General features: G+C 77.4%; 26 protein-coding genes. 19 read left to right on the forward strand and 7 right to left on the reverse strand.

The annotated features are described in order from the left end of the window. The first annotated feature begins 8 nt into the window (after positions 1-8). The 11 genes from murD to ACI781_RS02780 all read left to right on the forward strand — a co-directional run bounded on the left by murD (position 9) and on the right by ACI781_RS02780 (position 9180). Positions 9-1388: a UDP-N-acetylmuramoyl-L-alanine--D-glutamate ligase gene (gene murD / locus ACI781_RS02730; RefSeq protein WP_456564545.1), complete on the forward strand. Its 1380-nt coding sequence runs from the start codon at positions 9-11 to the stop codon at positions 1386-1388. Then, a complete protein-coding gene (locus tag ACI781_RS02735) occupies positions 1385-2701 on the forward strand; it encodes a hypothetical protein (protein ID WP_456564546.1) in 1317 nt (438 codons plus the stop codon). The genes murD and ACI781_RS02735 overlap by 4 nt, the downstream gene beginning before the upstream one ends. Before the next feature lie 27 nt (positions 2702-2728). Then, positions 2729-3580 (forward strand): glutamate cyclase domain-containing protein, encoded by an 852-nt coding sequence (locus ACI781_RS02740; protein WP_456564738.1) that lies wholly within the window; start codon positions 2729-2731, stop codon positions 3578-3580. 10 nt (positions 3581-3590) lie between these two features. Then, positions 3591-4049, forward strand: a complete 459-nt coding sequence (locus ACI781_RS02745) for a Fur family transcriptional regulator (protein WP_456564547.1) — start codon at positions 3591-3593, stop codon at positions 4047-4049. Beyond that, the gene (ygfZ, locus tag ACI781_RS02750) at positions 4046-5149 is read left to right on the forward strand and encodes a CAF17-like 4Fe-4S cluster assembly/insertion protein YgfZ (RefSeq protein ID WP_456564548.1); all 1104 of its coding nucleotides are present in this window, start codon (positions 4046-4048) and stop codon (positions 5147-5149) included. The genes ACI781_RS02745 and ygfZ overlap by 4 nt, the downstream gene beginning before the upstream one ends. Then, a complete protein-coding gene (locus ACI781_RS02755; RefSeq protein WP_456564549.1) occupies positions 5146-5886 on the forward strand; it encodes a 3-keto-5-aminohexanoate cleavage protein in 741 nt (246 codons plus the stop codon). The genes ygfZ and ACI781_RS02755 overlap by 4 nt, the downstream gene beginning before the upstream one ends. After that, positions 5883-6437 (forward strand): RsiG family protein, encoded by a 555-nt coding sequence (locus tag ACI781_RS02760; RefSeq protein WP_456564550.1) that lies wholly within the window; start codon positions 5883-5885, stop codon positions 6435-6437. The genes ACI781_RS02755 and ACI781_RS02760 overlap by 4 nt, the downstream gene beginning before the upstream one ends. Continuing rightward, on the forward strand, positions 6434-7426 hold the full coding sequence (locus ACI781_RS02765; protein ID WP_456564551.1) for an asparaginase: 993 nt from the start codon (positions 6434-6436) through the stop codon (positions 7424-7426). The genes ACI781_RS02760 and ACI781_RS02765 overlap by 4 nt, the downstream gene beginning before the upstream one ends. An 87-nt stretch (positions 7427-7513) precedes the next feature. After that, positions 7514-8017, forward strand: coding sequence for a helix-turn-helix domain-containing protein (locus ACI781_RS02770; protein WP_456564552.1), 504 nt, complete (start codon positions 7514-7516; stop codon positions 8015-8017). Then, the gene (locus tag ACI781_RS02775; RefSeq protein WP_456564553.1) at positions 8014-8757 is read left to right on the forward strand and encodes a hypothetical protein; all 744 of its coding nucleotides are present in this window, start codon (positions 8014-8016) and stop codon (positions 8755-8757) included. Before ACI781_RS02770 ends, ACI781_RS02775 begins: the two co-directional genes overlap by 4 nt. 135 nt (positions 8758-8892) lie before the next feature. Continuing rightward, on the forward strand, positions 8893-9180 hold the full coding sequence (locus ACI781_RS02780; RefSeq protein WP_456564554.1) for a DUF2516 family protein: 288 nt from the start codon (positions 8893-8895) through the stop codon (positions 9178-9180). Between the two features lies 1 nt (position 9181). On the opposite strand, the gene ACI781_RS02785 is transcribed toward ACI781_RS02780, so the two are convergent. The 3 genes from ACI781_RS02785 to ACI781_RS02795 form a co-directional block, all read right to left on the reverse strand. Next, entirely contained in the window at positions 9182-9373 is a 192-nt protein-coding gene (locus ACI781_RS02785) for a PspC domain-containing protein (protein WP_456564555.1), read from the reverse strand. 78 nt (positions 9374-9451) lie between these two features. Continuing rightward, the gene (locus tag ACI781_RS02790; protein ID WP_456564556.1) at positions 9452-10348 is read right to left on the reverse strand and encodes a spermidine synthase; all 897 of its coding nucleotides are present in this window, start codon (positions 10346-10348) and stop codon (positions 9452-9454) included. Next, positions 10345-11223 (reverse strand): class I SAM-dependent methyltransferase, encoded by an 879-nt coding sequence (locus tag ACI781_RS02795; protein ID WP_456564557.1) that lies wholly within the window; start codon positions 11221-11223, stop codon positions 10345-10347. The genes ACI781_RS02790 and ACI781_RS02795 overlap by 4 nt, the downstream gene beginning before the upstream one ends. A 34-nt stretch (positions 11224-11257) precedes the next feature. Here ACI781_RS02795 and ACI781_RS02800 point away from each other — a divergent pair, with 34 nt between their 5' ends. Next, positions 11258-12265 carry a UDP-N-acetylmuramate dehydrogenase gene (locus ACI781_RS02800; RefSeq protein ID WP_456564558.1) on the forward strand — a complete coding sequence of 336 codons (1008 nt, stop codon included), beginning with the start codon at positions 11258-11260 and terminating at the stop codon, positions 12263-12265. Positions 12266-12437: 172 nt separating this feature from the next. Next, complete coding sequence (locus ACI781_RS02805) at positions 12438-13316, forward strand: DUF559 domain-containing protein (RefSeq protein WP_456564559.1); 879 nt, start codon at positions 12438-12440, stop codon at positions 13314-13316. A gap of 121 nt (positions 13317-13437) precedes the next feature. Here the strand turns inward: ACI781_RS02805 and ACI781_RS02810 are convergent, their stop codons facing one another. After that, the gene (locus ACI781_RS02810) at positions 13438-14208 is read right to left on the reverse strand and encodes an SDR family oxidoreductase (RefSeq protein ID WP_456564560.1); all 771 of its coding nucleotides are present in this window, start codon (positions 14206-14208) and stop codon (positions 13438-13440) included. A gap of 101 nt (positions 14209-14309) precedes the next feature. Between ACI781_RS02810 and mshA the strand changes: the two genes are divergently transcribed. Genes mshA through ACI781_RS02830 form a run of 4 tightly spaced genes read left to right on the forward strand, consistent with a single transcriptional unit; the run spans position 14310 to position 17272 of the window. After that, positions 14310-15623, forward strand: a complete 1314-nt coding sequence (gene mshA, locus ACI781_RS02815) for a D-inositol-3-phosphate glycosyltransferase (RefSeq protein WP_456564561.1) — start codon at positions 14310-14312, stop codon at positions 15621-15623. After that, complete coding sequence (locus ACI781_RS02820; RefSeq protein ID WP_456564562.1) at positions 15620-16162, forward strand: YbjN domain-containing protein; 543 nt, start codon at positions 15620-15622, stop codon at positions 16160-16162. The genes mshA and ACI781_RS02820 overlap by 4 nt, the downstream gene beginning before the upstream one ends. A 38-nt stretch (positions 16163-16200) precedes the next feature. Next, positions 16201-16500 (forward strand): hypothetical protein, encoded by a 300-nt coding sequence (locus ACI781_RS02825; RefSeq protein WP_456564563.1) that lies wholly within the window; start codon positions 16201-16203, stop codon positions 16498-16500. Positions 16501-16522: 22 nt separating this feature from the next. After that, on the forward strand, positions 16523-17272 hold the full coding sequence (locus tag ACI781_RS02830) for a phosphoglyceromutase (protein ID WP_456564564.1): 750 nt from the start codon (positions 16523-16525) through the stop codon (positions 17270-17272). A gap of 42 nt (positions 17273-17314) precedes the next feature. Here the strand turns inward: ACI781_RS02830 and phoU are convergent, their stop codons facing one another. Then, positions 17315-17974, reverse strand: coding sequence for a phosphate signaling complex protein PhoU (gene phoU / locus ACI781_RS02835; RefSeq protein ID WP_456564565.1), 660 nt, complete (start codon positions 17972-17974; stop codon positions 17315-17317). A 223-nt stretch (positions 17975-18197) separates the two neighbouring features. On the opposite strand from phoU, the gene ACI781_RS02840 reads away from it, so the two are divergent. Then, on the forward strand, positions 18198-19478 hold the full coding sequence (locus tag ACI781_RS02840; protein ID WP_456564566.1) for a sensor histidine kinase: 1281 nt from the start codon (positions 18198-18200) through the stop codon (positions 19476-19478). Continuing rightward, positions 19475-20155 (forward strand): winged helix-turn-helix domain-containing protein, encoded by a 681-nt coding sequence (locus tag ACI781_RS02845; RefSeq protein ID WP_456564567.1) that lies wholly within the window; start codon positions 19475-19477, stop codon positions 20153-20155. Before ACI781_RS02840 ends, ACI781_RS02845 begins: the two co-directional genes overlap by 4 nt. A 91-nt stretch (positions 20156-20246) precedes the next feature. Here the strand turns inward: ACI781_RS02845 and ACI781_RS02850 are convergent, their stop codons facing one another. Both ACI781_RS02850 and ACI781_RS02855 read right to left on the reverse strand, forming a co-directional pair. Then, complete coding sequence (locus ACI781_RS02850; protein WP_456564568.1) at positions 20247-20441, reverse strand: DUF3072 domain-containing protein; 195 nt, start codon at positions 20439-20441, stop codon at positions 20247-20249. A 10-nt stretch (positions 20442-20451) separates the two neighbouring features. After that, complete coding sequence (locus ACI781_RS02855; protein WP_456564569.1) at positions 20452-20679, reverse strand: hypothetical protein; 228 nt, start codon at positions 20677-20679, stop codon at positions 20452-20454. Positions 20680-20736: the final 57 nt, after the last annotated feature.

The following is a 20736-nucleotide window of genomic DNA, read 5'->3' on the forward strand; positions in this document are numbered from 1 at the left end:
TGGGCGCCGTGGAACCCGCCCCGGCAGCGCCCCCGCGGGAGCGCTCGGTGCGGCTGGCCGAGCTCGCCGGCGTGCGGGTCGGCGTCTGGGGTCACGGCCGCGAGGGGCGGGCCGCCGTCCGCGCGGCGCTGACCGCCGGGGCCGCGGCCGTGCACGTCGTCGACAGCTCCCCCGTGGACCCGGCGATCCTGCCGCCGGGGGTCACCGCGTCGGCCGACGTCGAGGACCTCGCCGCCTGCGGCGTCGTCGTCCGCTCGCCCGGCATCAGCCCCTACCGCCCCGAGGCCCGCGGGCTCGCCGACCGCACGTGCGTGACCACGGGCACCGGCGTCGCCCTCGCCGAGTTCGCCCGCCGGGGCGTGCCGACGCTGTGCGTCACCGGCACCAAGGGCAAGAGCACCACCAGCGCCCTGGCCGCCGCCGCCCTGGAGGCGGCGGACCGTCCGGCGGTGCACGCCGGCAACATCGGCACCCCGCTGCTCGACGTGCTGCTCGACGGCGCCGCCGAGGGCCGCACGCTCGTCGTCGAGGTGTCCAGCTACCAGGCCGCCGCGGTGCCCGACTTCGCCGGCCGGGGCGCGCTCACCGCGCTCGCGCCCGAGCACCTGGACTGGCACGGCGACGAGGCGACCTACTACCGCGACAAGCTGCGCGTCTTCGCCGGCTGCCCGCCGCGGTCGGTGGTGGTCGCCCCCCAGGCGCGGCCGGTGGCCGAGCGGTACCTGGACCCGGCGCTGCTGGTCGACCCCGACGAGCTGGTCCCCGGGGAGCTGGCCACCGCCCTGCGCCCGCGCCACCTGCTCGGCGAGCACAACCTCGGCAACGTGCGGGTCGCGCTCGCCGCCTGCGCACTGCTGGGCGCCGACCTCGCCGCGCACGCCGGGGCCGTCGCCGCCGCCGTCGGCGGGTTCCGGGCGCTGCCGCACCGCATCTCGCCGGTGGCCCGCCTGGGCGAGGTGACGTTCGTCGACGACACGCTCAGCACCACGCCGGTGTCGGTCCTGGCCGCCCTCGACGCGCTGGCGCCGCGGCCGGTGACGCTCGTCGCCGGCGGCCAGGACCGCGGCCTGGACTACACCGGCCTGGCCGCGGCGTTGGCCGCCCGCAGCGACTCCGTCGCGCTGGTGACCGTGCCCGACACCGGCGCCCGGCTGGCCGCCGACGTCCGCCGGGCCCCCGGCGGCGCGGCGGTCACGGTGCACGAGACGGCGTCGCTGGAGGAGGCCGTCGCCACGGCGGTCGCCACCACGGGCCCCGGCGGGGTCGTCCTGCTCTCGCCCGGCGCCCCCAGCTACAACCGCTTCCGCAACTACGAGGAGCTGGCCGCGCGGTTCACCGAGCTCGTGCTCGCCGCCGGCGCGACCGCCCTCCCAGGAGCCGCCCGATGACCGCCCCGTTCGAGATCACCGACCGCACGCTCGACGTCGCCACCGGCGAGGCCGCCTTCACCTACCGGCTCGGCGACGACGAGTTCACCGAGCGGCTCACCCTGGACCCCGCCCTGCTGCGCGACACGGCGCCCGCGCAGCTGGACGCCGCCCTCGACCTGGTCCACCTCGTCATGGGCACCAGCTACTACAAGCTGGCCGCCCCCGGCCGCGTCGTCGTCCGCCGCCCGGTCACCAAGGCGCAGCTCGCCGTCGCCGAGGCCGCCTACGGCGGCGGGCTGGGGGAGTTCGCCGCCGTCAACCGGCTGCCGCTGCCGCACACCGTCCGCTGGGACGTCGAGGTGCGCGACGCCGCCCCCGTGCCGCCGGCCGCGGGGGAGCGCGGCGCGCTGCTGCCCGTCGGCGGCGGCAAGGACTCCGCGCTCGCGCTGGTCGTCGTCCCGGACGGGACGGCGCTGGCGGTCAACCCGACCGACGCCCAGCGCGACGTCGCCCGCGCCGCCGGGGCCCCGCTGCTGGGCGTCCGCCGGCGGCTGGACCCGCTGATGATCCGGCGGACGGCGGAGGGCGGCCTCAACGGTCACGTGCCGGTGACCGCGATCAACTCGGCGATCTCGACGCTGGTCGCCGTCCTCGGCGGGTACGACCCGGTCGTGTTCGCCAACGAGCGCTCCGCCGACGAGGAGACGCTGTCGGTCGACGGCGTGCCGGTCAACCACCAGTACTCGAAGTCCTACGAGTTCGAGCGGCTGTTCGCCGCCGCGGCCGCCGAGGTCGGCGTCGGCTACTTCAGCCTCACCCGGCAGCTGTCGGAGCTGGCCACGGTCGCCGCGGTCGCGGCGCTGCCCCTGCGCCAGAGCATCCTGTCCTGCAACCGCTCCTACACCCAGCGGCACATGGGCGGGGAGGCCACGCAGCGCTGGTGCCTGCACTGCGACAAGTGCCTGTTCACCTTCCTGTGCTTCGCGGTGTTCCTGCCCCCCGCCGAGGCGCAGCGGATGTTCGGCGGCAACCCGCTCGCCGACGCCTCGCTGGTCGACGGCTTCCGCGTGCTCTGGGCGACCGACAAGCCCTTCGACTGCGTCGGCGAGCGCGCCGAGAGCGCCGCGGCGATGGCACACCTCGCCGGCACCCGCGCCTGGGGCGACCAGCCGGTCGTCCGCGACCTCGGCGAGGAGGCCGCGGCCTTCGCCGCCACCACCGGGTCCACCGTGGCCGGGTTCCTGCCGCCGCGCGGCGAGCACGCCGTCCCCGAGGGGTATCTCACCGCCCTGCAGCGGGTGCTGGCCGACGCCCGGCCCCCGGTGGAGTAGCGGCTGGACCCGCTGGAGCGGGCGCTGCTGCGCCCGGGCGCGCGCGACGTCTCGGCGCTCGGGCCGCCGGTGGCCGGTCAGCTCGCCCGGCTCGCGCGGGTGCTGGCCGGTGCCGCGGCCGCGGGCGGGCGGATCGGGCTGGTCACCGGCGTGCACATCGCCTGGGCGCCGCGCCCGGCCGCGGAGACCGACGGGCCGGTGGGCACCGCCGTCCTGGCCCGCGCGCTGGCGCTGCTGGGCGGGGAGCCGGTCGTGCTCACCGACGCCTGGTGCGGACCGGTGGTCGACGCCTGTCTGGCCGCGGCCGGCCTCCGGCCGGCGGTCGTGCTGCCCGGGACGGCGACCCCGGACGACGTCGTCGCGGCCGTGCGCGCCCTCTACCCGGCCGCGCTCGTCGCGGTGGAGCGGCTGGGGCCCAACCGGCACGGCCGGGTGCTGACCATGCGCGCGGTCGACATCACCGCCTCCACCGCGCCGCTGCACGCCGCGTTCGGGCTGCCCGGCGTCCCCACCGGCGCGGTCGGCGACGGCGGCAACGAGATCGGCATGGGCAACGTGCCGGCCGACGTCGTGGCCGCGTCCGTGGCGCACGGCGCCGACATCGCCTGCCGGATCGCGGTCGACGCCCTCGTGGTGGCCGGCACCTCCAACTGGGGCTGCTACGGGCTGGTCGCCGCCCTGGCCCGGGAGGCGCCGGCGCGGGCCGCGGACCTGCGCGCGCTGCTGGACCCCGCCCTCGACGCGGCCCTGCTGGCGGCGGCCGGCGGCGCGGGCGGCATCGACGGGGTGACCGGGGTGGCGGGCCCCACCGTCGACGGTGTCCCGGTGGGCGCCTACGCCGGCCTGTTCGCCGATCTGCGCGCCCTGGCCAGCGCCTAGGCTCGACGCCGTGGCCGACTCCCCCGCCCCCGAGGCCGGACCGCTCGCCGAGCGGCTGCGCGCCCGCGGCCTGCGGCTGACCACCCAGCGCAAGCAGGTGCTCGCCGCCGTCGCCGCGCTGGAGCACGCGACGCCCGAGGCGATCGGCGCCCGGCTGCGCGAGGAGGCCGGGCCCGGCGGCGCCGCGCCCGACACCTCCACCGTCTACCGGAACCTGGAGCTCCTCGAGCGCCTCGGCCTGGTCTGGCACACCCACCTGGGCCGCGGAGCGCCGGTCTACCACGCCTTCGAGCGACCGCACCTGCACGTCGTGTGCCAGGGCTGCGGCGGCATCGAGTCCACCGACCCGCACCTGCTCGACGCCGCGGCGGAACGTCTGGCGGCCGAGCTGGGTTTCCACCTGGACATCGGGCACGTCGCCCTCTCCGGGACGTGCCGGGCCTGCCGCGAGAACGAGGACGCACCGTGACCCCATCCCCCCTGCTCTCCCGCCCGGGCGCCGTCGCCGTCGAGGCGGGCACCGTGGCCGCGCACCTCGGCGACCCGCTGCGCGAGCAGCGCCTGCTCGCCGAGGGGGCGGGGCTGGTCGACCGCAGCGACCGCGACGTGCTGGCCGTCTCCGGCGCCGACCGGCTGACCTGGCTGCACAGCCTGACCAGCCAGCACCTGGAGGGCCTGGCCGACGGCACCGGCGCCGAGGCGCTGCTGCTCTCGCCGAACGGGCACGTCGAGCACCACCTCGTGCTGGCCGAGCTGGCCGGCGTGGTGTGGGCCGACGTCGAGCCCGGCACCGGGGAGGCGCTGCAGACCTTCCTGTCCCGGATGGTCTTCATGCTGCGCGTCGAGCCGGCGCTGGTCACCGGGCAGTGGGCGGTGCTGTCGCTGGTCGGCCCGCGCGGCGACGAGGTGCTCGCCGCCGCCGGCCTGCCCGTCCCGCAGGGCCCCGGCGCGGTGGCGCCGCTGCCCGGGGGCGGCTGGGTGCGGCGGATGCCGCCGGTCGGGGACGGCGCCCCGGTGGCCGACCTCCTCGTGCCCCGGGCGGCGCTCGAGCCGACCGCCGACGCCCTGCTCGGGGCCGGGGCCGGCCTCGCCGGGCTGGACGCGTTCGAGGCGCTGCGGGTGGAGGCCCGCCGCCCGCGGCTGGGCGTGGACACCGACCACCGCACCATCCCCAACGAGCTGCAGTGGCTGAGCACCGCCGTCCACCTGCAGAAGGGCTGCTACCGCGGCCAGGAGACCGTCGCCCGGGTGCACAACCTCGGCCGGCCGCCGCGCCGGCTGGTGCTGCTGCACCTGGACGGCGTCAGCGAGGATCTCCCCGCGCCCGGGACGCCGGTGCAGCTGGGGGCCCGCGAGGTGGGCCGCACAGGCACCGCCGTCCGGCACCACGAGCTGGGCGTCGTCGTGCTGGCGCTGGTCAAGCAGTCCGTCGCCGCGGACGCCGAACTGGTCGTGGGCGGCTCCCGCGCGTCGATCGACCCGGACGACGTCCCGGCCGAGCTCGACGCGGCGCGAGCAGCGGCCCGGGAGCGGGTGCAGGCGGTCCGGTCTGGGACCATGCTCCGGTGACCTCCGGCACGCTCGTGACCCTGGCGCCGGCCGCGGCCGGGCCGGCCGAGCTGGCCGCCACCGCCCGCGACTGCCAGGCCGTCGGCGCGGCGGTGGTGGCGCTCCCGCCGCTGGAGCCGGCGGTGGCGCGGGAGGCCGTCGCCGCCCTGCGCGAGGAGACCGACCTGCTGGTGCAGGCCACCGACCCGCTGCTGGGCACCGAGCTGGTCACCGTGCCGCTGAGCGCGCCCGACGCGCTGCTGGACGAGCTGACCGCCGAGGCCGCGCGCCGCGGTACCGCACCGGTGTACGAGGCGGGCGCACCGGCGGACCTGGACGCCCTGGACCGCGCCCTGCAGCGCACCGGCGGCCCGGCGGGCGGCCCGCTGCTGGTCACGCTGGTGCTCGGCGCCCCCGGCGGGCTGCCCGGCACCCTCGCCGCGCTCGCCGGCTGCCTGGGGCGCCTGCCCGCCGGGACGCTGTGGAACGCGACCGGGCGCGGGGCGGCCGCGCTGCCGGTGCTGCTGGCGGCCCTCGCCGGTGGCGGCTCGGTGCGCGCGGGCACCGCGGACACCCCCGAGCCCGGCGACCCGGCGCGGGCCGACCTCCAGCTGGTCGCCCGCGCCGCCGGCCTGGCCCGCATCGCGCAGCGGCCGCCGGTGCCGCCCGCCGCCGCCCGCGACCTGCTGCTGAGCCCGGCACCCGGGTTCCTCCCGCCCCGCCCCGCCCCCGACCCGACGTCCGTGGAGATCCGATGACCCAGCCCACGCCCGCCGGCGGCGCCGCCGTCGACGCGCTGCTCGACCCCGGTTTCCTCGAGTCCGCGGTCGGCAGCCCGATGGCCGAGGTGCGGCGGCTGCGGCGCCGGGCCGAGCAGGAGGAGGTCAACCTCTCCTACACCCGGCGGCTCCTGCAGGGCCGGCTGGACATCGTGCGGCGCGAGCTGCAGCGCCGGGCCGAGCACGACGGTCGCTCGCTGCTGGACCTGCTCCCGGAGATCCTCGCCGAGAAGGGCCGCGGGCCCGCGCACGGCCTCGGCCGGCACCAGACCGTGCAGCCGGCCGCGCCGGAGGAGTACGAGTCCTGGGTCAACGCGCTGACCCCGGGGGTGGACCTGCTGGCCATCACCGACCTCCCCGACGCCGACCTGGAGAAGGCCGCCCGCGCCCTGGCCGCCGCCGAGGGGGCGCTGTCGGAGCGCCGCCGCGGCGTCCAGCAGGTCATGGACGGCCTGGCCGGCGAGCTGGCCCGCCGCTACCGCAACGGCGAGGCCGACGTCGCCGCCCTGCTGGCGGACGAGGGGCGTTGACGGACACCGCTGCTCATCGCGTCTCGCCCTGGCCGGAGAACCCGGTCCTCGTCGAGGTGTGGCGGTCGGGGTTCCTGGAGTCGGTGCACCGCGGCGCGCTCGTCGTCCTCTCCGCGGACGGCGAGGTCGCCCACGCGGCCGGGGACGTCGCGCGGCCGGTGCTGCCCCGGTCGTCGAACAAGCCCGTGCAGGCGACCGCCTACCTCGACGCCGGCTGGGCGCCCCGCTCGGCCGCGGAGCTGGCGATCGCCGCGGGCTCGCACTCCGGGGAGGACGGCCACCGCGGGCTGGCCGGGGAGGTGCTCGCCGGCGCCGGCCTGACGCCCGCCGCGCTGGGCTGCCCGCCGGCCCTGCCGCAGCACGAGCCGACCCGCGCCGCCTGGCTGGTCGCCGGCCGCGGGCCGGAGCGCGCGGCGATGAACTGCTCCGGCAAGCACGCCGCGATGCTGGCCGCGTGCGTCGCCGCCGGGTGGCCGACCGACGGGTACCTGGACCGCGGGCACCCGCTGCAGCAGGCGGTCGAGGCGCGGCTGGCCGAGGCCGCGGGGGAGCCGGTGACCGCCGTCGTCGTCGACGGCTGCGGCGCGCCGCAGCACGCGCTGTCGCTGACGGGGCTGGCCCGCGGCGTCCTGTCGCTGGTGTCCGCGCCCGAGGGGTCCGCGGGGCGCCGCGTCGCCGACGCGATGCGCGCCGAGCCCTGGTACGTCGCCGGCACCGGCCGGGAGGACACCGGCCTGATGGACGCGGTCCCCGGGCTGCTGGTCAAGGGCGGTGCCGACGGCGTCCACGTCGCCGCGCTGCCCGGCCGGGGCGCCGTCGCGCTCAAGCTGGACGACGGCGGCGACCGCGGGCGCGGGCCCGCCCTGGTGGCCGGGCTGCGCCGGCTGGGCATCGCGCCGGAGCCGCTCGAGCCCTGGTCGCCGGCCCCGGTCAGCGGTGGGGACGGCGTCGTGGGCGAGGTCCGGGCGGGCCCGGCGCTCGCCGGGTGAAGCCGAACCGCGGGATGTGAGGCGGTTCACGACATGTGCTAGCTAGCCCGCTTGCAGCTGCTAGCACCCGGGGTTAGCGTCGATGAGGTGCAGACACCGAGCGAGTTCGTCCGCGAGCAGGTGAGCACCGTCCGCGAGAAGGTGGACCAGCTCGCGGGCAGCGTCGCGGAGACCGTCGCCGCCGAGAAGGAGAAGGTCTCGGCGACCAGCAGCCAGGTCGGCGACTTCATCCGCGAGCAGCGCAACGCCGCGCGCGTCTCGCTCCGGGAGCTCGCCCGCACCGCGGGGGTGAGCAACCCCTACCTGTCGCAGGTGGAGCGCGGCCTGCGCAAGCCCTCGGCGGAGATCCTCGCGTCGATCGCCCGGGGGCTGCGGATCTCGGCCGAGACCCTGTACGAGCAGGCGGGGATCCTCGACCGCCGCTCGGGCCCCCCGGACACCGTCGCCGCCATCCGCGCCGACCAGGCGCTCTCCGAGCGGCACCGCGCCGTCCTGCTCGAGCTCTACGAGACCTACGTCCGCGAGCACGCCGCCACCCGGGCGGCCGCCCACGAGACCCCCACCACCGACCCCACGGAGGAGCCGGCATGACCACCGAGACCCTGAAGACCTACACCGAGCAGCTCGCCGAGCGCGGCCGCACCCCCGTGCTGGCCCTGGTCGGCGCCGGCGACCTGGCCGTCGAGCGCGCCCGCGCCGTCGTCGAGCAGCTCCTCGCCCGCGCCGAGGCGCTGCCCGGCGAGGCCCAGGTGCAGGTCGACCTGGCCGCCAAGGAGGCCCGTACCCGCGCCGAGGAGGCCGCCGGCCGCGCCCGCGGCGCCGTGCAGACCGCCCGCGCCACCGCCCAGCAGTTCGGCGACCGCGTGAAGCCGGAGACGGTCCGCACCACCCTGACCGGGCTGCTCGAGAACGCCCGCACCCAGGCCGCCAGCACCCTGGAGGAGCTGGCCGAGCGCGGTGCCGGCGTCCTCGACGAGCTGCGCCGCCAGCCGGGCTTCCGCACCGTCGTGGGCCGCGCCGAGCGCGCCGTCGACGCCGTCGAGGACGCCCTGGAGGACGTGCTCGCCGACGGCGCCGAGGCCGTCGCCGAGGCCTCGGACACCGTCACCTCGGTCGCGCAGAAGACCGCCGCGAAGGCCACCAAGGCCGCCGCCCGTGCCGAGTCCGCGGTCGAGGAGGCCGCGGAGGGCGCCAAGGCCGGCCTGGAGACCGCCGAGCAGCCCGCCGCCAAGCCGGCCAAGAAGCGCACCACCCCGGCCGCGAAGGGGACCTCCCAGACGTCGGCCCGCGTCGCCCGCACCCGGACGACGAAGCCGGGCCCCACGGCCTGACCTCCCGACCGACGCCGGTCCCCGACGAGGGCCCCGGAGCGCCCACGGCGCTCCGGGGCCCTCGTCGTGTCCGGGCCGGGACCGGCGCCGTCCCGGCGACCGGGCCACGGGGCTCCCCGCGAGTACCCTGCGCCCATGGAGTTCCAGGGCCTCGTGTACCTCGTTCTGTACTACGGGACCCTCGCGCTCACCCTGTGGGCCTTCGTCGACGCCCTGGTCCGCCCCGCCGGCGGCTTCGTCGCCGCCGGCAAGCTCAGCAAGCCGGCCTGGCTGGGGATCACCGGCGTCGCGGCGCTGGTCATCTTCCTCACCAAGGCGCCGATGAGCCTGTTCGGCCTCCCGGCGATCGTCGCCGCCGTGGTCTACCTGGTCGACGTCCGGCCCGCCGTCCGTGGCCTGCGCCGGGGCAACAGCGGCTGGTGACCTACCCCGCGGGGATGACCAGCCACAGGAGGAGATAGGCCAGCAGCTGCGGGCCGGGGAGCACGCAGGAGAGCACGAAGGCCAGCCGCAGGGCGCCCGTGGAGAGCCCGTAGCGGCGGGCGATGCCGGCGCACACCCCGCCCAGCCGCTTGTTCCGCAGGTCCCGCCGCAGTCGCGGCGCCGGTGCCGTCATGGACCGACCCTACGGCGTCCGCCCGTCCGCCCGTCCGCCCGTCCGCCGCGGACGGGCGGTCCGGCACCGCGGCGGCGGTCAGCGGCTGAAGACCCCGGCCGGCGGCTCGGGGGAGGGCACCGCGTCCGCGTCCGTCACGGGCCGCGCGTCCCCCACGAAGCGGTCCAGGTCGGCGCCCTCGACGACCCGCGAGGGCATCGGGTCGCCGGCGCAGCGCCGGGTCAGGGCCGCGACGGGCAGCGGGGCGTCCGACGCCACCGCCACCAGGTTGCCGAACCGCCGGCCGCGCAGCGTCCCCGGCTCGGCGACCAGGCAGACGTGCGCGAACACCGCCCGCAGCGTGGCCACCTGCCCGCGGGCGAACCGCAGCGGCGGGCCGTCGGCGACGTTGGCCGCGTAGAGCCCGCCGGGGCGCAGCACCCGCCGGGCCTGCGTCGCGAACTCGACGGTCGTCAGGTGCGCCGGCGTCCGCGCCCCCGCGAAGACGTCGCAGACGACGACGTCGGTGCCGGCCGCGTGCGTGACCTCCAGGCCGGCCCGCGCGTCGGCGGCCCGCACCCGCACCCGGGCCCCCCGCGGCAGCGGCAGGTGCGCCCGGACCAGCTCGGTGAGCGGCTCGTCCAGCTCGACCACCCGCTGCCGCGACCCCGGCCGGGTCACCGCCACGTACCGGGCCAGGGTGAGCGCGCCGCCGCCGAGGTGCAGCACGTCCAGCGGCGCGCCGCCGTCCGCGACCAGGTCCAGGACGTGGCCCAGCCGCCGCACGTACTCGAACTCCAGGTGGGTGGGGTCGGTCAGGTCGACGTGCGACTGCGGGGTGTCGTCCACCAGCAGCACCCAGGCCCCGTCCCGGTCGGCGTCCCCGAGCAGCTCGGCGACCCCGCCGGCCACCGGGACCCGGCCGGGCGGGGGCGGCGGGTCCACGGCGCGGCGGCCGCCACCCGCGCGGCGGTCCTCGGCCGCGCGGCGGCTCACGCCGGCGTCCGCGGGGCGACGGCCGGCCAGCGCACGGTCAGCTCGCCGTCGCGCCAGCGACGCGACGAGCCGACCAGCGGCCAGCCGGCGTCGGCCAGCGTCTGGGCCGCGGCGGCCCAGCGCTGGCGCGGACCGAACGTCGACAGGCCGGCCGCAGCGGCCCACGCGGCGTCGAAGGCGCGCAGGAACTCGTGCACCGGCTCGCCGGGGACGTTGTGGTGGATCAGCGCCTTGGGCAGCCGCTCGGCCAGGTCCGAGGGGCGGTCCAGGTCCGACACCCGCGCCGCGAGGGTGAGCGTCAGCGGGCCGTCGGCGTCCAGCGCCACCCACGCCGAGCGGCGGCCCCACTCGTCGCAGGTCCCCTCGACCAGCAGGCCGCCCGGCGCCAGGTTCGCGCAGACGGTCTCCCACGCGCGGGCGGCCGAGGGCTCGTCGTACTGGCGGAGCACGTTGAACGCCCGGACCAGGACCGGCCGCAGCCCGGCCAGCTCGAAGCCGCCCAGCCGGAAGTCCAGCCGCGGCGGGTCGCGGTCGCCGGCGACGGCGTCCACCCGCTCCGGGTCGATCTCCAGCCCGACGACCTCCAGGCCGCGCACGTGCGGGGCCAGCCGGTCGGCCAGCTCCACGGTCGTGACGGCGGAGGCGCCGTAGCCGAGGTCGACGACCAGCGGGCGGGCCGCGTCGCGCAACCGCGGCACCTGGGTCGCGACCAGCCAGCGGTCCACCCGCCGCAGCCGGTTGGCGTTCGTGGTGCCCCGCGTGGGCAGCCCCAGAGCCCGGGCGCGGCCGGCGGCCAGCCGGGGGTCGGCCTTGCGCGGTGCGTTCGCGGGGAGCACGGCACGGCGCTTGTGGTCACCACCGCTCGCCTCGCTCACCGGCCCCGAGGGTAGTCGCGGCTAGCGTGGGCGCGTGCAGGTCCGCTCCGACGTCCCCCTGGCCACGCTCACCACCCTCGGGGTCGGCGGGCCGGCGGCGCGGCTGGTGGAGGTCGCCGACGCCGCCGAGCTGGTCGCCGCCGTCCGCGACGCCGACCGGGCCGGCCGGTCCCTGCTCGTGCTCGGCGGCGGGTCGAACGTCGTCGCGCCGGACGCGGGCTGGCCCGGGGACGTGGTCCTGGTGCGCTCGCGCGGCATCGCCCGCGACGGCGCCCGGCTCGAGGTGCAGGCCGGCGAGCCGTGGGAGGACCTCGTCGCGTACACCGTCTCGCACGGCCTGGCCGGCGTCGAGGCGCTCGCCGGCATCCCGGGGTCGACCGGTGCGACGCCGGTGCAGAACGTCGGCGCCTACGGCCAGGAGGTCGCGCAGGTGCTCACCGCGGTCCGCGTCTGGGACCGCGCCGACGACCGCGAGCGCACGATGACCGCCGCCGAGTGCGGGTTCGCCTACCGCGACAGCCGGTTCAAGCGGGAGCCGGGCCGGTACGTCGTCCTCACGGTCGGGTTCGCCCTGGAGGAGTCCGCCGTCTCCCGGCCGGTGGGCTACGCCGAGCTCGCCCGCACCCTCGGCGTCGAGCTGGGGGAGACCGCGCCGCTGGCCGCCGTCCGGGAGGCCGTGCTCGGCCTGCGCCGCGGCAAGGGCATGGTGTGGGACCCGGCCGACCCCGACACCCGCAGCGCCGGCTCCTTCTTCACCAACCCCGTCGTCCCGGCGGAGTGCGCCGTCGCGGGCTGCCCGAGCTGGCCGGCGGGGGACGGCGGGGTGAAGCTCAGCGCGGCCTGGCTGGTGCAGTCGGCCGGCTTCGGCCGGGGCACCCGCCGCGGGCGCGTGGGCACCTCCCCGCGGCACAGTCTGGCGCTCACCACCGAGCCCGGCGCGACCGCGGCGGAGCTGCTCGCCTTCGCCGAGGACGTCGTCGCCGCGGTGCGGGACCGCTTCGGCGTCACCCTCGAGCGCGAGCCGACCGCCGTCACCCCGTAGCCAGCCCGCGCCGTCCCCACCCCCGCCCCGCCGCGCCGTCCCCACCCTCGCCCCGCCGCCGAGATCGGCGATCTCGGCACCATCAGGCGCTGATACCGCCGAGATCGCCGATCTCGGCGGGGGCTGTGGACGACGCGAGCGGGCCCCGGCGCTCCTGCGTCATCGTCCGCCGGTGCCCAGCGTCCGCCCCCGCTCCCGAGTCGCCGGTCCCCTCACCCGGGCGGCCGCCGCCGCGACCGGCGTCCCCGACCGGGCCCTGCGCCACCCCGCGGTGCAGCGCCTGTCCCGGGACACCTACCTCCCGCGGGCCCTGGCCGCCGACCTCGGTCACCGCTGCGCCGCAGTGCTGATGACGGCACCGGAGGGCGCCGTCGTCAGCCACCTCGCGGCGGCCGCCCTCTGGGGCGTGGAGGTGCCCCTGGTCGACCGGGACGACCGGCGCGTCCACCTCGTCGTGCCTCCGGGGTCGCGCGCGGAGAGCCGGCGGGACCGCGTGGTCCACCGCACCCTCCTGGACGCGACCGAGTGCGACACCCGCAGCGGGCTGCCGGTGACCACGCCCGCGCGCACCTGGCGGGACCTGGCCGGCATCCTCCCGCTGGCGGCCCTCCTCGCCGTCAGCGACCAGCTCCTCGCGCGGTGGTGCACGCCGGCGGAGCTCGCGGCACAGGTGCAGCGGCGTCCGACCGGGCGGGGCGTCGCGCGGGCCCGCGCCGTGCTGCCGGTCGCGGACCCGCGTGCCGAGTCACCCATGGAGTCCGTGCTCCGCTGGCTGCTGCACGCCGCCGGGCTGCCCTCGCCGGACCTGCAGCACGCCGTCCGGACGCCGGAGGGTGCCTTCCTCGGCCGCGTCGACCTCGCCTGGCCCGACCGGCGGGTGCTGGTCGAGTTCGACGGCGACGTCCACCGGGAGCGGGACGCCTTCGTCGCCGACGTGCGCCGGCAGAACGCGCTGGTGGCCGCCGGGTGGACCGTCCTCCGGTTCACCTCGGCCGACGTCCTGGGCCACCCGGACCGGGTGGTGGCGGCGATCCGCGCCGCCCTCGGGTGACGAGATCGGCGATCTCGGCGGCATCAGCGCCCCATACCGCCGAGATCGCCGATCTCGACACGGGGGGCGCGGTAGAGGCGCGGGAGGGGGCGGGCGAGGGGGAAGCGAGGGGAGGGCAGGGTCAGGGCTCCCGGTGGACCTTGTGCTGGGCCGCCTGCGCCCGGGGGCGGACGACGAGCAGGTCGACGTTCACGTGGTGCGGGCGGGTGAGCGCCCAGGCGATGCAGTCGGCGACGTCCTCGGCGACCAGCGGCTCGCGCACCCCCCGGTAGACGGCGGCCGCGGCCTCGGCCGAGCCGGTGCGGTTGAGCGAGAACTCCTCGGTGTGCACCATCCCGGGCGCGATCTCGATCACCCGCACCGGCTCGCCGACCAGCTCCAGCCGCAGCGTCTCCGCCAGCGTGTGCACCCCGTGCTTCGCCGCGGTGTAGGACGCGCCGCCCTCGTAGCTCACCAGGCCCGCCGTGGACCCCACGAACAGGACGTCACCGGCGCCCGAGGCCCGCAACGCCGGCAGCAGCGCCCGGGTCAGCCGGACCGTGCCCAGGACGTTGACGTCGAAGGTGCGCTGCCAGGAGTCCAGGTCGGCGTCGGCGACCGGCCGGGTGTCGAAGGCGCCGCCGGCGTTGTTGACCAGGACGTCGACCCGGTCCAGCGCGGCGGTGAACGCCTCGACCGAGGACGGGTCCGTCACGTCCAGCGGCAGCGCCCGGCCGCCGATCCGGTCGGCGAGCGCGGTCAGCCGGTCCAGCCGGCGCGCCCCGAGGACGACGTCGAAGCCCTCGGCGGCGAGCCGCTGCGCGGTGGCCGCGCCGATGCCGCTGGACGCGCCGGTGACGACGGCGGTGCGGCCGGACCCGGGCAGCGACGGGGCGTGTGACGGACCGGACATGCCCCCATCCTGGCGCTGTTGGAAGATGGGGAACCGACAGGGGTGCCCGCGGGCCCCGTGCTGGAGACGGTCGCCGGGGCCGGGCAGGAGGTCGCACGCGCGTGGTCTCCCGCCTGCACGTCCCCGGTCGGCTGCGCCGGGTCGCCACGCTCTCGGTGCACACCAGCCCGCTGGACCAGCCGGGGGCCGGTGACGCCGGCGGCATGAACGTCTACGTCGTCGAGGTCTCCCGCCGCCTGGCGGCGCGCGGCATCGCCGTCGACGTCTTCACCCGCGCGACGTCCAGCGACCTGCCGCCGGTGGTCGAGATGAGCCCCGGCGTCGTGGTCCGGCACGTGCCCGCGGGGCCGTTCGAGGGCCTGGGCAAGGACGAGCTGCCCGGGCAGCTGTGCGCCTTCACCGCGGCGGTGCTGCGCGAGGAGGCCCAGCACGAGCCGGGCTACTACGACGTCGTCCACTCCCACTACTGGCTGTCCGGCCAGGTGGGCTGGCTGGCCCGCGACCGGTGGAGCGTGCCGCTGATCCACAGCGCCCACACCCTGGCCAAGGTGAAGAACGCCGCGCTGGCCGCCGGGGACCGGCCCGAGCCGCGCGCCCGGGTCATCGGCGAGGAGCAGGTGGTGGCCGAGGCCGACCGGCTGATCGCCAACACCGACGACGAGGCCGACCAGCTCGTGCGGCACTACGGCGCCGACCCGCGCCGCACGCTGGTCGTGCCCCCGGGCGTGGACCTCGCCCGCTTCCGCCCCGGCGCCCGCGCCGCGGCCCGCCGCGCCGTGGGCGTGCCCGCCGACGCCGTCGTCCTGCTGTTCGTGGGCCGGATCCAGCCGCTCAAGGCGCCGGACACGCTGCTGGAGACCGCCGCCCGGATGCTCGCCGACGACCCGGCGCTGCGCGACCGGCTGCGCGTGCAGGTGGTCGGTGCCCCCAGCGGCTCGGGGCTGGACGCGCCGCGGCAGCTGCAGGAGCTGGCCGCCGCCCTGGGCATCGCCGACCTCGTGGACCTGCTCCCGCCGCAGCCGCCGGACCGGCTGGCCGAGCACTACCGGGCCGCCGACGTCGTCGTCGTCCCCAGCCACAACGAGTCCTTCGGACTGGTCGCGCTGGAGGCGCAGGCGTGCGGCACCCCGGTCGTCGCCGCCGCCGTGGGCGGCCTGACGACGGCGGTGCGCGACGGGGTCTCCGGCGTGCTGGTGGCCGGCCGCGACCCGGGCGACTACGCCGCGGCGGTGCGGGCGGTCCTGGCCCGCCGCGAGCTGCTGTCCGCCGGTGCCCGCCGGCACGCCGCCGCCTTCTCCTGGGACCGGACGGTGGACACCCTGGTCGACGCCTACGCCGCCGCGGCCGCCGAGCTCGCCGGGGCCGCGGGCCGCGCGGTCGCCGGCGCCGGCGCCGGTCTCCGGGTGGCCCGGTGAGTGCGGGCGGCCGCCGGTCGGTCGAGGAGCTGGACGCCGTCATCGCCGCGACCCTCCGCGACGCCGAGCTGGAGCACGAGCACCCCGCCGCCGGGCAGTGGCTGGTCGACCTGCCCGGCACCAAGAAGCTCAAGACGGTCTGCGGCCTGGTCGTCGGGGACCACGCGCTGCGGGTGGAGGCCTTCGTCTGCCGCCAGCCCGACGAGAACCGCGAGCAGCTGTGGACCTACCTGCTCCAGCACAACGCGCGGATGTACGCGGTGTCGTTCTCGATCGACTCGGTCGGCGACATCTACCTGACCGGCCGGCTGCCGCACGCCGCGGTGACCCCCGAGGAGCTGGACCGGGTGCTGGGCTCGGTGCTCAGCTACGCCGACGACCACTTCAACACGATGCTGGAGATCGGCTTCGGCACCTCCATCCGGCGCGAGTGGGCCTGGCGCGTCGAGCGCGGGGAGTCGCTGCGCAACCTCGAGGCCTTCGCCGACTTCGCCGACCCCGAGCGGCGGTCGCGCGGGCCGGCCGCCGGCCCGGCCTGAGGACGGCGGAGGCGTCGCCCGGACGGGGCGGGGGCCCGGTGCCCGACCGCTCCCCGGAGGGACGGCGGTTGCGGCTGCTCGCGGGCGTGGTCGCGGCGTCCGCGCTGGTGTACCCGATGCTGCTGTGCGCGGTGCAGCTCGTCGTCACCCAGTTCCTCGATCCCGACCTCCCGGCCGTCGTCGTGTGGCTGGCCCTCGGCGTCTGCTGCAGCGTCGGCTTCGTCGCCGTGGTCCGCTGGGCGGCGTCCCGCCCGGTGCGCAGCCCCTGGCTGCTGGCCGGGCTCGCGCCGCCGGCGCTGTTCGAGCTGTGGCTGGTCTGGCCCCTGATCGCCGGCTGAGGGCGTCGGGCAGGATGGCGCCGTGACCGGGACTCTGGTGCTGCTCCGCCACGGCGAGAGCGAGTGGAACAAGGCCAACCTCTTCACCGGCTGGGTGGACGTGCCCCTGTCCGAGAAGGGCCGCGCCGAGGCCGCGCGGGGCGGTGAGCTGCTCGCGCAGACCGGCCTGCTGCCGGACGTGCTGCACACCTCGCTGCTCAAGCGCGCCATCACCACCGCGGAGCTGGCCCTGGCCGCCGCGGACCGGCAGTGGATCCCGGTGAAGCGCTCGTGGCGGCTGAACGAGCGGCACTACGGCGCCCTGCAGGGCAAGGACAAGGCCGCGACCCTCGCCGAGTACGGCGAGGAGCAGTTCACGGTCTGGCGGCGGTCCTACAGCACCCCGCCGCCGGCGATCGAGGCCGGCAGCGAGTACAGCCAGGACGGCGACCCGCGCTACGCCACCCTGCCGCCGGAGGTCCGCCCGGCCACCGAGTGCCTGGCCGACGTCGTCGTCCGGATGCTGCCCTACTGGTACGACGCGATCGTCCCGGACCTGCGGGCGGGGCTGACGGTCCTCGTCGCCGCGCACGGCAACAGCCTGCGCGCGCTGGTCAAGCACCTCGACGGCATGGGCGAGGACGAGGTGGTCGGGCTCAACATCCCCACCGGGGTGCCGCTGCGCTACGACCTGGACGACGACCTGCGGCCGACGAAGCCCGGCGGCGAGTACCTCGACCCGGAGGCGGCCGCGGCCGCCATCGAGGCCGTCAGGAACCAGGGCAAGAGGTAGCGGCCGGGAGCTGCTGCGGCGCCACCGGCGCCGCAGCAGCGCTCACTCCGCCGCGGCCCGCATCTCCATCTCGCCGGTCACCAGGTAGACCACCCGGCGGGCGACGCTGACGGCGTGGTCGGCGAAGCGCTCGTAGTAGCGGCCGAGCAGGGTGATGTCGATCGCCTGCTCCATGCCGTGCGGCCAGCTGTCGGACAGCAGCTCGGCGAACAGCTGCCGGTGCAGCCGGTCCATCAGGTCGTCCTCGGCCTCCAGCTGCGCGGCGGCGTCGACGTCGAGCTTGGCGATGACGGTCGCGGTCTTGCTGACCAGGCTCTCGGCGATGTGGCCGGCCTCGAGGAACAGCGGGCGCACCTCCTGCGGCACCGCCTGGTCGGGGAAGCGCATCCGGGCGACCTTGGCGACGTGCACCGCGAGGTCGCCCATGCGCTCGAGGTCGGCGACGATCCGCATCGCGGCGGTGACCGTGCGCAGGTCGGTGGCGACCGGCTGCTGCTGGGCGAGCAGGGTGAAGCAGCGCTGCTCGATGCTCTCGCGCACCCCGTCGATGTGCTCGTCCCCGGCGATGACCCGGTCGGCGAGGGCGACGTCGGCGTCCAGGAGGGCGGTGGTGGCGGTGCTCATGGCCGAGCCCACTGAGTTGGCCATCTCCACCAGGCAGGCGTTGACGTCGTCGAGTTCCTCGCGGTAGTGCTCGCGCACGGTGGTTCCTCCTCGTCGGCCCGTCGCCGGGCCGGGGCGGTCTCGGCGGGTCCCGGTTGCTCCGTGCCCGCGCTGCGGCCCCGAGGGTAGGCCGGGCACGCTGACCGGCCCCGACCGCCGAGGTGAACGCGGGGGCACGGGGACGTGAACAGTCCCGCCGGTGCGTGGGGCCACCACCCGCACGGGGGATGACGGGGGACTCCCCCGGCCTAGCATCGGCCGCGTGAGCCCCACGCTTGCCTTCGTGACCGGCCTCGTCCTGGGCGTCGCTCTCGTCGGGGCCGTCCTCGGCACGCGCCGACGCCTGGCGGAGGAGCCCGTGCGCGTCGAGCACGACCCGACACCGGAGCAGTTGCTCGCCCGTCGCCTGGTCGACCTCATGGACCCGGCGGTCGTCGTCGTCGACGTCGACGAGGCCGTCGTCCTGGCCAACCCTGCGGCGCGGGCGCTGGGCATCGTCCGTGGCACCCGCCTGCTGGTGCCCGAGCTGCTGCGCATCGTCCGGGAGGTGCGCGACGCCGGCAGCCGCCGGATCGACGTCTCGCTGCCCGGGGACCTCGTCGGCTCCGGCCCGCGGCTGGTCGGCGTGCACGGGGTGCGGCTGGAGAGCGGGCCGGCCCCGGCGCCGGGGCCGGTGGCCCTGGTGCTGCAGGACGTCACCGAGGCCCGCCGCGTCGAGGAGGTCCGGCGCGACTTCGTCGCCAACGTCGGGCACGAGCTGAAGACGCCGGTCGGGGCGCTGGCCCTGCTGGCCGAGGCGGTGCAGGACGCGGCCGACGACCCCGAGACGGTGCAGCGCTTCGCCGCCCGCATGTCGCACGAGGCCGACCGCCTGGCCCGGCTGGTGCGGGAGCTCATCGACCTGTCCCGGCTGCAGGGCGGCGAGCCGCTGCCGGAGCTGGTGCCGGTGGACGTCGACACGGTGCTGAACGAGGCGACCGACCGCACGGGGCTGGCGGCCGCCGCCAAGCAGATCGACATCGTCGTCGGCGGTGAGCGCGGGCTCGTCGTCCGCGGCGTCGAGGCGCAGCTGGCGACGGCGGTCACCAACCTGCTGGCCAACGCCGTCGCCTACAGCCCGGAACGCACCCGGATCGCGGTGGCGGCCCGGGCCCGCTCCGGCTTCGCCGAGATCGCCGTCACCGACAGCGGCATCGGCATCCCGCGCGAGGACCGCTCGCGGGTGTTCGAGCGCTTCTACCGCGTCGACCAGTCCCGCGCGACCAGCACCGGCGGCACCGGCCTGGGGCTGGCCATCGTCAAGCACGTGGCCAGCAACCACGGGGGGTCGGTCAGCGTGTGGAGCGAGGAGGGCCTGGGGTCGACGTTCACCCTGCGCATCCCCCTGGGTGCGGTCCCGGCCACCCCGCCTCCCGGGAACGGCACCCCCGACACCACCCCCGACCCCGCGCCGCCCGGCGCGCAGCTCTCCGGGGCCCTCGGCCCCGGCTCACCCACGTCGGCCGCCTCGCGCGCCGGCGGACCCACGGAAGGACGGTCATGACCCGGGTGCTCGTGGTGGAGGACGAGGAGTCCTTCTCCGACGCGTTGTCCTACATGCTGCGGCGGGAGGGCTTCGACGCGGTCGTGGCGGCCAGCGGCCCGCAGGCGCTCGACGAGTTCGACCGGCAGGGTGCCGACATCGTCCTGCTCGACCTGATGCTCCCCGGCCTGCCCGGCACCGAGGTGTGCCGCACGCTGCGCAGCCGCAGCAACGTGCCGATCATCATGCTGACCGCGAAGGACGGCGAGATCGACAAGGTCGTCGGGCTGGAGCTCGGCGCGGACGACTACGTGACCAAGCCCTACTCGGCGCGCGAGCTGGTCGCCCGGATCCGCGCGGTGCTGCGTCGCCGCGGCGAGCCCGAGGCGACCGCCGAGGGCGCGCTGGAGGCCGGCCCGGTGCGGATGGACGTCGACCGGCACGTCGTGGCCGTGGACGGGCAGCCGGTGTCGCTGCCGCTCAAGGAGTTCGACCTGCTGGAGCTGCTGCTGCGCAACGCCGGCCGGGTCCTCACCCGGGCCCAGCTCATCGACCGGATCTGGGGCTCGGACTACGTCGGCGACACCAAGACCCTTGACGTCCACGTCAAGCGGCTGCGGGCGAAGATCGAGCCGGACCCGGCCAACCCCGAGCACCTGGTGACCGTCCGCGGCCTCGGCTACAAGTTCGAGGCCTGACGAAGGACCCCTCTGCCCCCACCGCTCGCGAGCTCGCGGCGGGCCCCTGCAGAGGGGCCGGCGGCTGGTGGCGCCCGCGAGGGCGCCCCGGTCAGTTGCCCCGGCCGGTCTCCTCCTGGAGCTCGTCGATCCTCATCGACGCGTCGGCCTTGCTGATCTCCTCGGGGACCTCCTCGCCGGCCTCCCGGGCGAGGGTGTGCAGGTAGCTCTTCTGCGCCCCCGTGGCGGGCTCGTCGCCGGTCACCCAGTCCCGCGGGTCCTTCTCCGTGCTGCTTCCTTCGCTCATGTGTTCGAGCCTAGGCCCGGGCGAGCTCCCGCGCAGCGCGAGCGGAGGGGCCGGGTGCGGCGTCGGCGGCGCGGCGCGCGGCCTCCCAGCGCCGGCCGGTCCGGTACACGTGGACGCCGCCGCAGGCGGGGCACTCCACGCCCATCGCGACGTGCGTCGGGTGGTTCGTCACCGACCGGATGCGCCGGTCGGCCACGAGCTCGTCGGTGCGGGTGACGGGGCAGGTGATGAGGAACATGGGACGAGCCTGGCGCGGCCTCGCCGCCCCGACGAGTGGCCGAGGTGACACGTATCG

This window comes from Blastococcus sp. SYSU D00695, assembly GCF_054050555.1.